This is a genomic window from Ruegeria sp. HKCCD6426 (assembly GCF_057221115.1).
This window is the reverse complement of record NZ_JBWVBF010000003.1, coordinates 327,824-341,111: the sequence shown is the minus strand read 5'-3', so window position 1 is coordinate 341,111 and position 13,288 is coordinate 327,824. Positions and strand designations below refer to the sequence as shown.

Sequence of the window (13,288 nt, the reverse complement as noted above, 5' to 3'; positions counted from 1 at the left end):
CACGGTTAGTTCGCGCTCGCAGCATCCCCCACTCGGAACAGCGAATTGCCATTATATTTCCTTGACATCCAATTATGCGCATTCGCAGCAATTCGAACGTTGAAGACAGTTTAGAATCCTTATAAATCGGCAACGAAACGCACCGATTCACATGAGGTTGAACATGAAATCCGGAACCAAACTGCCAGACGTGACCTTTCACACCCGTGTCCGCGATGATGCGATTGAAGGACCCAATCCGTTCCGCTGGGAAGACAAAACAACCGCCGATTATTTCGCTGGCAAGCGAGTGATCCTGTTCTCACTACCCGGCGCGTTCACTCCCACATGCTCGACCTATCAGCTGCCCGGATTCGAAAATGGATTCGCGGACTTCGCCGCCAAAGGCGTCGATGACATCTACTGCATGTCGGTCAATGACAGCTTTGTCATGAACAAGTGGGCGCAGGATCAGGGCCTTAAGAACGTCAAGGTCATCCCTGACGGATCAGGCGAGTTCACTCGCAAAATGGGCATGCTGGTTGACAAGGACAACCTGGGCTTTGGCATGCGGTCGTGGCGGTATGCGGCCATCGTGAAAGACGGTGTTGTCGAAGCCTGGTTCGAAGAACCAGGGCTGATGGACAACTGCCCCGAAGATCCCTACGGCGTGTCCTCGCCCGAAAACTTGATGAAGCATCTGGACGAAGCGCGCGAGCCCGCTCTGGCCTGATCCAGATAATCGATGCTGAGTTTAGGCCCGCCACCGGCGGGCCTTTTTATATGCGGGTTTTTTCGACGATTTCCTCACCGACTTGCTGCATAACTTGCGCCAGCTTTCCGAACCAGTCTTCCTTTCGCGTTGATGACCGGCGCACCAACCCAATCGTTCTGGCTGGTTGAGGCTGGCCAAACCGCAACAATCTTAAGCCTGGTACGGCATCGGACTCGGCCTGCGCGGCCAGTTCGGGCATCAGAGTCAGACCAAAGCCCTCGGCAACCAGCCTCGACAAGGTCGCCAGCGAAGACGCTCCCATATTGATCTGGCTGCTGTTCCGGTCTTTTCCACACACTTCAAGAGCCTGATCCGTCAGACAATGACCGTCTTCCAGCAGCATCAACTGAGTGGTTTGCAAGTCCACCGGCCGCAGCGCCTCGGGACTGACCGTCAGGCGGGTCAGGCGGGCCTGGCTGCCAGCAAGCAAGAAACGGTCCTGAAACAAGGGTTCCTCAATCAGCCCTTCCCCTCCTGCGGGCAAAGCCAAAACGGCCGCGTCAATCTCACCCGTACGAAGCTGGGACAACAGCCTTTCCGTTCTGGATTCAAGGATTTGAACCCGCAACGAGACATCGCCAGAACGTAGTCCCGCCAAAACGCCGGGTAGCAAATATGGCGCCACAGTTGGAATGATGCCGATGGACAGAGACCGATGCCCGCCCGAGTGGTCGCGGGCAAATCTGTCCAACCGGTCCGCAGAGTCCAGCACTTGATATGCGCGGTCCAATACATCGCGCCCAAGAGGTGTCAGCAGAATGTCCCGTGCTTGTCGCTCGAACAACGGGCCTCCCATTGTCTCTTCCAGAGCCTTGATCTGGACGGACAGTGCGGGTTGCGACACATTGCACACCTGTGCCGCGCGTCCGAAATTTCGTTGTTCTGCAACCGCACGGAAGTACTGCAACTGTCTGAGGGTAAAATTCATAACCTTTGACTATCACTTACCACCCAAATCGCAAGATCAGCAAATGACTAGCGCTGCAATTAGCCAATCATGCGATCCCGCTGGGTTTGATCTTCGTAGTGGCGCTTGAGCCTTTGCAGCGCGATCCGCAGAACGATCTTACCGGATCGCGCTGACCAACCCATCCGCTTTTCCGCCAGTTCGAGCCCTTCGAGATAACAGCAACACCGCAACGCAACATCACTGAGCCCCGGCCCCAGATCTGCCAACGCCCGGGCCACCCGATCTCGCGCCCCCGAAGAACCGTGCGTTGCAGGTGTCGAGGCCTCGAATCCACCCCGCCCGCCTCCGGTCAGGAATCGATCCCAGTTCTGCGCGACCTGAGGCCCGATCTGTGCCAGTTCGAAATCTTCACGCAGACGCTCGCCTGCCCCGACCAGGGTTTCGTCCAGGAACGGTTTACCATCCCGATCACGCCGGCGGGACAAAGCGACCAGTGGGCTTTCCGTGGCACCATACCGCGCGCGCAGGCCGTTTTGGCGGCACCATACCGGACGCCTGCCGGTCGCCTGGCGCCTGAAATGGGGCCTGCGCCTCGGCCATTCCTAACTCATTTTGTGTCCGCGCGCGGTTTTCGGCCTCAGCAACCAGATGACTCAGCGCCGACCGACCGGCTGTCGAAATCCTGTATCGTGAAATACGCCCGGGATTGTCACAGGAAATCCAGTCCTTCAGCGCCAGAGCCTGGGCGATTTGGCATTCAACTACCGCCGTTTTCGTGGCTCCGCTCTCTCCGTTGTCACGAACAACAACAGCCTTGTCCATGTCTTCGGCAACGGCCAGAACGGCGCCGGTTTCGCACAGACGACGCAGCACGCGCAGGGCCTCACGATCGAATTCTTCATCCCTCGCGGCCAATGGGCTTTGCACCTCGTCCGCTTGGGCCATCGGCCGCACGACCTTGGAATAGGCGTCCAGCGGCGGGAAATGCGTCTCGGCCAGAGTTTGCAGCGCTGCATCTACCAATGGATCGTCCCGGCGCATTTCGATCCGCCGAATTTGCCGCAGAATGGTCGAAGCATGGCATCCTGCCGACCGCGCAATATCCCGTATCGACCGTCCTGTTTCCGTGTGGGCAAGATACCGTTGCGCCCCTTCGGGAACCCATGCGGGAACGGTGGATGCCAAGCTGTTTTCCATAGTTTTATGCCCTCGTCGACAAAACAAACTGCCAGTGTTCGTCGTCGGATTCTTAGTTAACCAATTCTAACTAGAGTCGCTTTCGTTACTCGTTCGTTAATCACAGACGACACGAAGCAGAATTGATTCAAAAAGATAAACACTCGTGAAACCATCGTTCGGCGCGAAGGGTCACAATGCAACACCCGCTTAGGTTGTGTAACAACATCAGCAACTGAATAGGATGAAAGGAACGTTCAAGTGCAGGACCTGATGAGCATGATCACCACACTCCGCCGCCCACGCCTATTAACCAGGGCCGCCAAAATCGGCGCACAGGATTACGACCGCGAACGGCACTTGCAACGTATTCTGGGCTATGGCGCACTACCCGGCACGGGTGCAGCGCTTGTCCGTTTGATGGAGCTGGAACGGGGGGTCAACCTTCAACGGAAAGAGGAAGATGCGGCCTATTCTCTGGTGCGGCATCTAGATCTAATGATCGCTCTGATCGGCGAGGCGCAACTGTATAAGGCCAGCCGCGCCTCGCATTATGCGTGATCAGGTAAAGGCGTCCGGCATGGACGCTTTTTTCTCGGCCACATAGGCATCAAGGGCTTCCTTGATCGCCGGGTCCAACTGCGGTTGCTGATAGTTGGCCAGCAAGTGCTCGACTCGCGAGCTGGCCAAAGTCCGCGTATCGCGCCCACCTTCTTCTTCCCAGGTTTCGAAGGGCTTATAGTCCAGCACCTCGGTCTTCCAGAAGGACTCTTTGAAGTTGGCCTGCGTGTGCGCGCAACCTAGGTAGTGCCCGCCCGGCCCCACTTCGCGAATTGCATCCATGGCCTGAGCGTTTTCGTCATAAGCAACGCCCTTGGCCAGACCATGCAACACGCCCAACTGATCAGCATCCATGACGAACTTCTCGAAGTCTGCGACGAGGCCGCCCTCAAGCCATCCGCAAGCATGCAGCATGAAGTTTACGCCCGACATCAGCCCCATGTTCAGCGAGTTTGCCGTTTCATAGGCCGCCTGTGCATCCGGCAATTTCGACCCGCAGAACGATCCGGCCGAGCGGAACGGTAGGTTTAGACGCCGTGCCAACTGACCGGCACCATAAGTAATATGCGAGGCCTCGGGCGTTCCGAATGTCGGTGCACCCGAGTTCATGTCAATTGAGGTCACCATCGCCCCAAATATCACCGGGGCACCCGGTCGAATAATCTGGCTATACGCGACGCCGGCCAGAACCTCGGCCAGAACCTGCGTCAAGGTTCCCGCAACGGATACAGGTGCCATTGCACCGCCGACGATAAAGGGCGAAATGATGCAAGCCTGATTGTTCTTGGCATACACTTCAAGCGAGCCCATCATCACATCGTCGAATGTCATCGGCGAGTTGATGTTGGTCAGTGATGTCATCACCGTGTTTTCCTGCACGAAATCCTTGCCGAACAGAATCCCGCACATCTCGACCGAATCCTGCGCACGGCTGGGATCCGTAACAGACCCCATGAACGGCTTGTCCGAAAGGGTCATATGCGCCATCAACATGTCCAGGTGGCGCTTGTTCACCGGCACATCCGTCGGCTCACACACAGTACCGCCCGAATGGTGCAGCCATTTGGACATGTAGGCCAACTTCACGAACTTGTTGAAATCGTCCATGGTCGCATAGCGTCGACCGCCCTGAGCATCCCGCACAAACGGGGGGCCATAGACCGGGGCCAGAACCAGGTTCCGCCCGCCAACAACCACGGTTTTCTCCGGGTTGCGGGCATGCTGGGTAAACTGGCTGGGTGCCGTCTTGATCAGCTCGCGGGCCAAACCACGCGGAATACGGACACGTTCGCCGTTAACATCTGCACCCGCATTGCGCCAGCGTTCCAGCGCGGCAGGATTATCGACGAAGTTAACGCCAACCTCTTCCAGCACGGTTTCCGCATTGTATTCGATGATTTCCAAAGCCTCTTCGTTGAGAACTTCGAAATTCGGAATATTGCGTTCGATGTACTTTGCGGTTTCGATGACAACCGCTGTGCGCTCCGCCCGACGAGCGGCACCACCGCCACCCCGAGTTCTGCGCCGGGTGTTTGACTCTGACATGAGAAGATCCGGTCTGTCTGGTTCGTTTGATCAATTTGTTACATGAACGGCCAACTTCACCGAAGGTTTTTTACGGCGCTATAGGGGGAAAAGCGACATGGTTCCCTGGTAGCGCATCGATAAGTCAGCCGGGAACTCAGCGGGTCGATTTCTCCAGCACAACTTTGTTTCCCTGAATTTCCAGCTCGCTCCATCCAAGTTGGCGGTACATCGCGCGGGTGCTGTCCATCAACTTGTGTGTACTCAATCTGAGGTGAGAAAGACCCTCCTCTCGTGCTGCCGCCTCGGCAACGCCCAACAAGCGGCGGGCGATACCCTGTCCTTGCGCATCCGGATCTACCGCAAGATTGAAGACCATGATCGCGTCGGACATTCTGCCAAAAACGATCACGCCCAATATTTGCCTATTCTCCTCGATTACAAAGACACTTCGGGTGTTGATGTCTTCGCTGATTCCGCTGGTGACATCAGGAAGATCGGGAATATCGCGCAGCGCTTCGGCATAGGCGCTTGCGATACACTCGCGAATCGCATCGGCATCCGCCGAAGTTGCAATCCGTGGTTTAACCTGTGACATTTCTCGCCCTTCTCTTTCTTTCACACCAAGCTCAGGCCAATAGTTGACGTCATTGCGCTTGCACAAACAAGGCTTGCGACCTAATAGCCAAGCATGACCCAAGACACCCATGACCGCCTTCTGATCATCGACTTCGGTAGCCAGGTAACGCAGCTGATCGCCCGTCGCCTGCGCGAACTGAACGTCTATTGCGAGATTCACCCCTATCAGAATGTCACGATGGAATTCGTGCGCGAGATGGCGCCGCGTGCCGTGATATTCTCGGGCGGGCCAGATAGCGTGACGCGCGAGGGTTCACCGCGCGCGCCGCAGGAGATCTTTGATCTTGGCGTGCCAATCCTTGGTATTTGTTATGGCCAACAGGTCATGATGCATCAACTGGGCGGCAAAGTTGAAAGCGGCCATGGTACAGCCGAATTCGGCCGCGCATTCGTCACACCTAACGGTTCACTGGACATCCTTGACGGTTGGTTTGCCGACGGCGACGAACAAGTATGGATGAGCCACGGCGACCACGTTAGCGAAATTGCACCGGGCTTCCAGGTTTACGGTACATCGCCTAATGCGCCATTTGCCATCACCGCAGATCCGGCTCGCCATTTCTATGCGGTACAGTTCCACCCCGAGGTGCACCACACGCCCAAAGGCGCCAAGCTCTATGAGAATTTCGTGAAGCTGGCAGGGTTTAGTGGCGACTGGACAATGGGTGCGTACCGCGACGAGATGATCCGCAAAATCCGCGAACAAGTGGGCGACAAAAAGGTGATCTGCGGCCTCTCTGGAGGCGTCGACAGCTCGGTTGCAGCCATTCTGATCCACGAGGCAATCGGTGATCAGCTGACCTGCGTATTTGTCGATCACGGCCTGCTGCGCAAGAACGAGGCCGAAGAAGTCGTCGGTATGTTCCGCGACAACTACAACATTCAGCTGATCCACGCGGATGAAAGCGACTTGTTCCTGGGCGAGCTGGACGGTCAGTCCGACCCGGAAACCAAGCGCAAGATCATCGGCAAGTTGTTCATCGACGTGTTTCAGAAACACGCCGACACGATCGATGGGGCCGAATTTCTGGCCCAGGGCACGCTGTATCCCGACGTGATCGAATCGGTTTCGTTCTCGGGCGGCCCCTCGGTCACCATCAAGTCCCACCACAATGTCGGCGGTCTGCCCGAAAAGATGGGCCTGAAACTGGTCGAGCCCCTGCGTGAACTGTTCAAGGACGAAGTCCGCGCGCTGGGCCGCGAACTTGGCCTGCCACAGAGTTTTATCGGCCGCCACCCCTTCCCCGGACCGGGTCTGGCGATCCGCTGCCCCGGTGAGATCACCCGTGAAAAACTGGATATCCTGCGTGAGGCCGACGCCATCTATATCGACCAAATTCGCAAACACGGTTTGTATGATGAAATCTGGCAGGCATTTGTCGCCATCCTTCCGGTGCGTACTGTGGGTGTAATGGGTGACGGGCGTACCTATGATTATGCCTGTGCACTGCGGGCTGTGACCTCGGTCGATGGTATGACCGCTGACTACTATCCGTTCAGCCATGAATTCCTTGGCGAAACTGCCACCCGGATCATTAACGAGGTCAAAGGCATCAACCGGTGCACCTATGACATCACCTCGAAACCGCCGGGTACGATCGAGTGGGAATGACAAAAAAAGCCGGGATGTGACCCGGCTTTTTCGTTTCACGGAGCCGAGTAAAACGCTAGGAAGTCTAAAACTTAACCTGTGAACTTCTTGGAGGCAGATTTGGACCACACCAAACCTCAGATCGCTAAAGCTGCGCTTTGGATGACTGGTGCAATTGCCGCATTCTCATCAATGGCTGTGGCCGGGCGTGAGCTGAGCGTCACCCATGACACTTTCGAGATCATGTTCTACCGCAGTCTCGTTGGCCTTTGTGTGGTCGCACTGGTCCTCACAGTGAACGGGAAATGGCACCAGGTGTCCACCGACCGGTTGGGCTTGCACGCAATTCGAAACGGGCTGCATTTCACCGGTCAAAACCTGTGGTTTTATGCCGTCGGCGTCATTCCATTAGCCCAGGTTTTTGCGTTGGAGTTCACGAACCCGATCTGGGTTATTCTGCTGTCACCTTTGTTTCTGCGCGAGCGGCTGACGGCACTGCGCATGATCGCCGCCCTGATCGGGTTTGCAGGCATCCTGATCGTGGCCCAACCTGGTACCGCGCCTCTGAGCCTGGGTGTTATTTGCGCGGCCGCATCGGCCATATTCTTTGCGCTCACCAATATCTCAACCAAATCGCTGACTCGTACTGCCAGTATCGGATGCATCATGTTTTGGCTGACTCTCATGCAGGCTGTTTTTGGTCTTGTTGCCGCCGGATTTGATGGGCGGATGGCATTGCCTTCGCTGCAGACCGCGCCGTTTCTGCTGCTGATCGGATTGGCGGGTCTTTTGGCGCATTACTGCATCACGAATGCGCTTGCGATTGCGCCGGCCACGGTAGTAGTTCCCTTTGATTTTGCACGCCTGCCAACCATCGCGATTGTCGGCATGGTCCTGTACCACGAACCGCTTGACCAATGGACGCTGCTGGGTGCCGCCGTGATTTTCGCCGGGATATTCCTGAATGTCTGGTCCGAGAATCGTAACAATTCCGCAACACCGCAACGTATCTCCTGCCCAGAGTAACGTTCGGTTACCAGTTGACCATTTCTTAATGTCTAAGGTTGTATCAGCCGGTAACATGCCCGGTTGGCGCGTTTAGGGAACGTGCAAGGCAGGGCAAAGGACAGTGTAGGGAGGATTAAATGAAAAAAACGCTGTTACAAGCGTGCGCGCTATGCGTTGGGGCAACGGCGGTACAGGCAGGTGGTCTCGATCGGAGCGGTCAGGGTGTGAACATCCTGTTTGAAGAAGGGTCAGTGGTACAGTTCCGGCTTGGGTACACTAACCCCAGTGTCAGCGGAACAATGCCAAACCTGACACCCGGTCCGAATTTCGGCCAGCCGGTTGATTCTGGCAACGTAGCCAACGATTTTTTCACACCGCACCTCGCCTACAAAAGGGCGTTGACCGAAAAGCTGGACTTTGCTCTGGTTTATGACCAACCGTTTGGCGCGGACATCGCATATTCAGCGGCTTACCCGCTATCAATCAATCCGATCCCGGGTGGTCGTTCGGACGTTCTGCGAGCAGAAGCCGACACAGATGCAATCACAGCGCTGCTGCGTTACAAGCTGGACGGCGGCTTTAGTGCCATCGGCGGTCTGCGCGCACAGCGCGTCAAAGCTTCGGTAACTGTGCCGATTGCAGCCGGCTACCAGGTCAATTCAGACGCTGAAATTGATTTCGGGTATGTGGTTGGTGTTGCTTGGGAAAAACCAGAAATCGCCGCACGAGTGGCTCTGACGTACAACTCAAAAATCACTCATAACCTCTCACAAACCGAATCGCTGAACCCGCCGCCGATTCCCCCTATCCCGCCAGGAACAGTCGCGACATTTGACACAACCAGCGAGATCGAAACACCGCAGTCAATTAACTTGGACTTTCAAACCGGCGTTGCACCCCGCACGCTACTGTTTGGATCGGTACGCTGGGTCGACTGGCCACAACTGGTTTACGATCCGCCTAACTACCCGCCGACTTCGAACCTCGTAGACTATTCAGACGCTACTTTCACCTATGCTCTTGGCCTCGGCTACCAGTTCTCGGACGAGTTTTCTGGCGCGGTCACTTTGGGTTATGAATCGTCTCAGGGAAATCCGGTGTCGAACCTGGGTCCGACTGACGGATTCTGGAGTGTCGGCCTCGGTGGTACGTATTCCTTGGAAAAAGCCAAGATTTCCGGTGGTGTCCGCTATACCGATATCGGGGACGCAACAGCCAATGGCGCAGGCCCCAACGCCCGCGCCACTTTCACCGGCAACAGCGCATGGAGCGTCGGCTTCCAGATCACCTACGACCTGGGCTGAACCAAATACCACTTTGCCACAAAGCCTCGCCTATCCGGCGGGGCTTTTTAGTCGCAAGAAACGGGTCGCAATCACCCTTTGCGGATGACAGAACGAGGTATGGAACCTCAAAAATCCCTTTCTCCGCGCGCCTGGTCCGAGCTTGTTTTACTCGGAGTGATCTGGGGCGCCTCCTTTCTCTCCATCCGTATCGCATTGGATACTATTCCTTTCATGACCTCGGTCCTGCATCGGGTCTTCTGGGCAACTTTGGTTCTTTGGATCGTGATCGCTTGCCAGCGGCAGCCTATCCCGCGCGACCTTCGCATCTGGGGCGCTTTTCTGGTTATGGGGCTGCTCAATAATGTTCTGCCCTTTGCGCTCATGGCTTGGGGGCAGCTTTATGTCGAAACCGGCCTGACATCGATCCTCAACGCGGCGACCGCGATCTTCGGCGTATTGCTAGCCGCGCTGTTTTTCCGCGATGAACGGCTCAGTCGGACGCGGTTTATTGGAGTTATCTTAGGCTTTCTGGGGGTGGCAATCGCGATTGGTCTGGCAAACTTCACCCAGTTCAGCCCTGGCAGCCTCGCTCAACTGGCCATATTGGGCGGTACCCTGTCATACGCATTGGCGGCGGTCTGGGCGCGGTTCAATCTGAGTAGCTTGCCACCTCAGATTGCGGCGGCAGGCATGTTGACGGCCTCGACTCTGATAACGCTGCCAATCACTTTAATCGTTGACGGGGTTCCATCACTGAACCTGCCTTGGCAAACCTGGGCAGCAATCGCCTATTACGCTGTCATCGCTACAGCCGGAGCTTACCTGCTGTATTACCGCGTTCTGGCGCAGGCGGGCAGCGGAAATCTGATGCTGGTGACACTTGTCATACCGCCGGTTGCCATCATTCTGGGTGCTTTGATCCGAGACGAATCCCTACCCCCCAACGCGTTTCTGGGGTTCGCCGTTCTCGCATTGGGCCTAATTATCCTCAGCCGATCCGGCCGACGAGATTGACGCCGCTGACGACCCGATTTAGCTAGGGCAAAACAAGGGACAGCGGATCATGATCTACACCTCAGCTCAGGAGTGGCGCGATGCGGCGCGCAAAAAAGTGCTGTTTTTCGGCATGTCCGGATTGGGGAAATCCTATGTCTCGAACCAATTGCGGGACGCAGGCGGTTGGTTCCATTACTCAATCGATTACCGGATCGGTACTCGGTATATGGGCGAGTACATCACCGACAATGCCAAGGCCGAAGCAATGAAAGTACCCTTTCTGCGCGATCTTTTGTTGTCGGATTCGATCTTTATCGGCTCGAATATAACTTTCGAAAACCTTACGCCTGTTGCGGCCTATCTGGGCAAGCCGGGAAATCCGGCATTAGGCGGGCTGGAAATTTCGGAGTACCGTCGCCGTCAGGAACAGTTTCGCCAAGCCGAAATCCACGCCCTGCTGGATACAAAGTATTTCATCGACCGAGCGCAACGGCTATACCAGTACCCCAATTTCATCTGCGATACCGGCGGATCGATTTGTGAGTGGGTCGACCCGAACAACCCCAAGGATCAGGTCATGTCCGAACTGTCCCGTCATACTTTGATGATTTGGATCAAGGGGGACGAGGCTCACACAACCGAATTGATCCGCCGTTTCGACAAAGCCCCCAAACCGATGTCCTATCAGCCAGAGTTCCTGACACAGGTTTGGGATGAATACCTGGCTCTGAACGGCTGTGCAGCGGACAAGGTTGATCCGGATGCCTTCATCCGCTGGACCTATGCCCGCGCTCTGGCGCATCGCCAGCCCAGATACGAGGCAATGGCGGCCAATTGGGGTATTACGGTCACCGCCGATGATATCGGCAGAGTTCGCGACGCCGGTGATTTCGATGAGTTGATCGAACGCGCCCTTGAGACCCAGGCCAACCCGGCCTAAGTTCCAGATTTCATTCGCAGCTTCAACAGCGTGACATTATGCCGATCAAGATACCATCCGACTTGCCCGCCTTTGACGTCCTGACCCAAGAGGGCGTTATGGTCATGGCCGATGATCAGGCCGCACGTCAGGACATCCGCCCCCTGCGGATCGGGCTGTTGAATCTGATGCCCAAAAAGATTCAGACAGAGAACCAGTTTGCGCGTCTGATCGGGGCGACTCCGCTACAGATCGAGCTGTCACTGATCCGCATGACCGAGCATCAGACCAAAAACACTGCTGCCGAACATATGGCCGAGTTCTATCAGCCATTTCAGGACGTGAAGGGTCAGAAATTCGATGGTCTGATCATCACTGGCGCGCCCATCGAGCATCTGGATTTTCCAGATGTTACTTATTGGGACGAAATCACCGAAGTGTTCGAGTGGACACAGACCAACGTGCATTCCACCTTTGGCGTGTGCTGGGGCGGCATGGCGATGATCAACCATTTTCACGGCGCCCGGAAACATATGCTGGACGCCAAGGCGTTTGGTTGCTTCCGGCATAGAAACCTCGATCAGGCTTCGCCGTTTCTGCGTGGGTTCTCGGACGACTGCGTGATCCCTGTCAGTCGCTGGACCGAGATGAAACAGGTCGAGATAGATGCCACGTCAGGTCTTAAAACGCTGCTGGGCAGTGACGAAGTCGGGCCTTGTCTGGTCGAGGACCGAGACCATCGCGCGCTCTATATTTTCAACCATTTCGAATATGACAGCGACACGCTGAAACAGGAATATGATCGCGACGTGGCCAATGGAACGCCCATAAACGTGCCGCTGAATTATTATCCGGACGACGACCCAACCCAGGCACCGCAAAACAGATGGCGCAGCCATGCACATCTGCTTTATGGCAACTGGATCAATGAGATCTACCAGACAACCCCATTCGACATGAACAAGATTGGCCGTTAAAATCCTGATATCCCTTTGTCTTCTCCTGTTGGCGCTGGTCACGGTTACTGCTTGGCGCGTCAATCAGCGTGAAACCAATGCGGAAGTTCAGTTTCCACTGGAAGGCCAGATTGTCGAGGTGGACGGGAACGCTGTTCATGCCGTGGTGATGGGAGACGGCCCGGATGTCGTGCTGATCCATGGGTCCAGCGGCAATACCCGCGACATGACGTTTGCATTGGCGCCCATTTTGGCGAAGAACTATCGCGTCATCGTGTTCGATCGTCCCGGACTCGGCTACTCAGACAGCTTTAACCCTGACGGCGAAACCATTGTTGAACAAGCGGAAATACTACAACAGGCCGCTGCTAAACTAGGCGCGAAGAAACCCATCGTCGCCGGGCAAAGCTACGGAGGTTCGGTCTCACTGGCTTGGGCGGTAATGCGGCCTGACGATATTTCCGCTCTGGTGCTGATTGCCCCCGCGGCAATCCCTTGGGAGACACCGCTGGACGCTTTCAACACGATCGGTGCGACCTCGGTTGGCAACGCGCTGGCATTGCCCCTAGTTGCCGCTTACGTTCCGGATTGGTACGTGACCCAGGCCCTGGACACAGTATTTGCCCCGCAAAAAGCTCCCGAAGGATATGCCGAGCATTTCGGACCCGGGCTAACAATGCGCCGCGCGTCGATGCACTCCAATGCCAAGCAGCGCGCCAACCTGCTGGACGAAATTACCGAACTACAACCACGGTACGGTGAGATTTCCGTACCAACTGAAATCGTCCACGGCACCGCGGACACAACAGTTGGCATCGGCTGGCATTCAGAGCGTCTGATCGAACAGATCCCGGGTGCGGAACTGATCGAACTGGACGGTATCGGCCACATGCCTCAGGTCGTTGCCGCGCCTGAAGTTGCCGCCGCAATCGACCGCGCTGCTGAACGCGCGGGTTTGCGTTAAGCTC

The 13,288-nt window shown here is 56.1% G+C and carries 12 protein-coding genes and 1 pseudogene; 9 read left to right on the top strand and 4 right to left on the bottom strand.

The features are described from left to right. Positions 1-163 precede the first annotated feature (163 nt). Positions 164-712, top strand: a complete 549-nt coding sequence (locus AC2TDA_RS10475; RefSeq protein WP_480845733.1) for a redoxin family protein — start codon at positions 164-166, stop codon at positions 710-712. 46 nt (positions 713-758) lie between these two features. Here the strand turns inward: AC2TDA_RS10475 and AC2TDA_RS10470 are convergent, their stop codons facing one another. After that, a complete protein-coding gene (locus AC2TDA_RS10470) occupies positions 759-1,682 on the bottom strand; it encodes a LysR substrate-binding domain-containing protein (protein ID WP_480879211.1) in 924 nt (307 codons plus the stop codon). A 59-nt stretch (positions 1,683-1,741) separates the two neighbouring features. Further along, a pseudogene (locus AC2TDA_RS10465) lies at positions 1,742-2,861 on the bottom strand (DUF6456 domain-containing protein). A 252-nt stretch (positions 2,862-3,113) separates the two neighbouring features. Here AC2TDA_RS10465 and AC2TDA_RS10460 point away from each other — a divergent pair. After that, the gene (locus AC2TDA_RS10460; RefSeq protein ID WP_480845737.1) at positions 3,114-3,401 is read left to right on the top strand and encodes a DUF6477 family protein; all 288 of its coding nucleotides are present in this window, start codon (positions 3,114-3,116) and stop codon (positions 3,399-3,401) included. On the opposite strand, the gene AC2TDA_RS10455 is transcribed toward AC2TDA_RS10460, so the two are convergent. Next, the gene (locus AC2TDA_RS10455) at positions 3,402-4,946 is read right to left on the bottom strand and encodes a trimethylamine methyltransferase family protein (protein ID WP_480845738.1); all 1,545 of its coding nucleotides are present in this window, start codon (positions 4,944-4,946) and stop codon (positions 3,402-3,404) included. It abuts the gene before it with no gap. 136 nt (positions 4,947-5,082) lie between these two features. Continuing rightward, positions 5,083-5,523: a GNAT family N-acetyltransferase gene (locus AC2TDA_RS10450; RefSeq protein ID WP_480879210.1), complete on the bottom strand. Its 441-nt coding sequence runs from the start codon at positions 5,521-5,523 to the stop codon at positions 5,083-5,085. 93 nt (positions 5,524-5,616) lie between these two features. Between AC2TDA_RS10450 and guaA the strand changes: the two genes are divergently transcribed. The 7 genes from guaA to AC2TDA_RS10415 all read left to right on the top strand — a co-directional run bounded on the left by guaA (position 5,617) and on the right by AC2TDA_RS10415 (position 13,284). Beyond that, positions 5,617-7,176 carry a glutamine-hydrolyzing GMP synthase gene (gene guaA / locus AC2TDA_RS10445; RefSeq protein WP_480879209.1) on the top strand — a complete coding sequence of 520 codons (1,560 nt, stop codon included), beginning with the start codon at positions 5,617-5,619 and terminating at the stop codon, positions 7,174-7,176. A 141-nt stretch (positions 7,177-7,317) separates the two neighbouring features. Next, on the top strand, positions 7,318-8,181 hold the full coding sequence (locus tag AC2TDA_RS10440; RefSeq protein ID WP_480879490.1) for a DMT family transporter: 864 nt from the start codon (positions 7,318-7,320) through the stop codon (positions 8,179-8,181). A 119-nt stretch (positions 8,182-8,300) separates the two neighbouring features. Further along, positions 8,301-9,467 carry an OmpP1/FadL family transporter gene (locus AC2TDA_RS10435; RefSeq protein ID WP_480879208.1) on the top strand — a complete coding sequence of 389 codons (1,167 nt, stop codon included), beginning with the start codon at positions 8,301-8,303 and terminating at the stop codon, positions 9,465-9,467. Between the two features lie 99 nt (positions 9,468-9,566). Beyond that, entirely contained in the window at positions 9,567-10,463 is an 897-nt protein-coding gene (locus tag AC2TDA_RS10430; RefSeq protein ID WP_480879207.1) for a DMT family transporter, read from the top strand. A gap of 49 nt (positions 10,464-10,512) precedes the next feature. Beyond that, entirely contained in the window at positions 10,513-11,385 is an 873-nt protein-coding gene (locus AC2TDA_RS10425) for an ATPase (protein WP_480879206.1), read from the top strand. Between the two features lie 38 nt (positions 11,386-11,423). Further along, entirely contained in the window at positions 11,424-12,341 is a 918-nt protein-coding gene (gene metA, locus AC2TDA_RS10420; RefSeq protein ID WP_480845746.1) for a homoserine O-acetyltransferase MetA, read from the top strand. Continuing rightward, a complete protein-coding gene (locus tag AC2TDA_RS10415) occupies positions 12,331-13,284 on the top strand; it encodes an alpha/beta fold hydrolase (RefSeq protein ID WP_480879205.1) in 954 nt (317 codons plus the stop codon). Before metA ends, AC2TDA_RS10415 begins: the two co-directional genes overlap by 11 nt. The last annotated feature ends 4 nt before the right edge of the window (positions 13,285-13,288 follow it).

Bases quoted from the DNA above. Each gene is read 5' to 3' on its own strand.
- AC2TDA_RS10475 (WP_480845733.1), top strand. From the start codon at position 164: ATGAAATCCGGAACCAAACTGCCAGACGTGACCTTTCACACCCGTGTC.
- AC2TDA_RS10470 (WP_480879211.1), bottom strand. From the start codon at position 1,682: ATGAATTTTACCCTCAGACAGTTGCAGTACTTCCGTGCGGTTGCAGAA.
- AC2TDA_RS10460 (WP_480845737.1), top strand. From the start codon at position 3,114: ATGAGCATGATCACCACACTCCGCCGCCCACGCCTATTAACCAGGGCC.
- AC2TDA_RS10455 (WP_480845738.1), bottom strand. From the start codon at position 4,946: ATGTCAGAGTCAAACACCCGGCGCAGAACTCGGGGTGGCGGTGGTGCC.
- AC2TDA_RS10450 (WP_480879210.1), bottom strand. From the start codon at position 5,523: ATGTCACAGGTTAAACCACGGATTGCAACTTCGGCGGATGCCGATGCG.
- guaA (WP_480879209.1), top strand. From the start codon at position 5,617: ATGACCCAAGACACCCATGACCGCCTTCTGATCATCGACTTCGGTAGC.
- AC2TDA_RS10440 (WP_480879490.1), top strand. From the start codon at position 7,318: ATGACTGGTGCAATTGCCGCATTCTCATCAATGGCTGTGGCCGGGCGT.
- AC2TDA_RS10435 (WP_480879208.1), top strand. From the start codon at position 8,301: ATGAAAAAAACGCTGTTACAAGCGTGCGCGCTATGCGTTGGGGCAACG.
- AC2TDA_RS10430 (WP_480879207.1), top strand. From the start codon at position 9,567: ATGGAACCTCAAAAATCCCTTTCTCCGCGCGCCTGGTCCGAGCTTGTT.
- AC2TDA_RS10425 (WP_480879206.1), top strand. From the start codon at position 10,513: ATGATCTACACCTCAGCTCAGGAGTGGCGCGATGCGGCGCGCAAAAAA.
- metA (WP_480845746.1), top strand. From the start codon at position 11,424: ATGCCGATCAAGATACCATCCGACTTGCCCGCCTTTGACGTCCTGACC.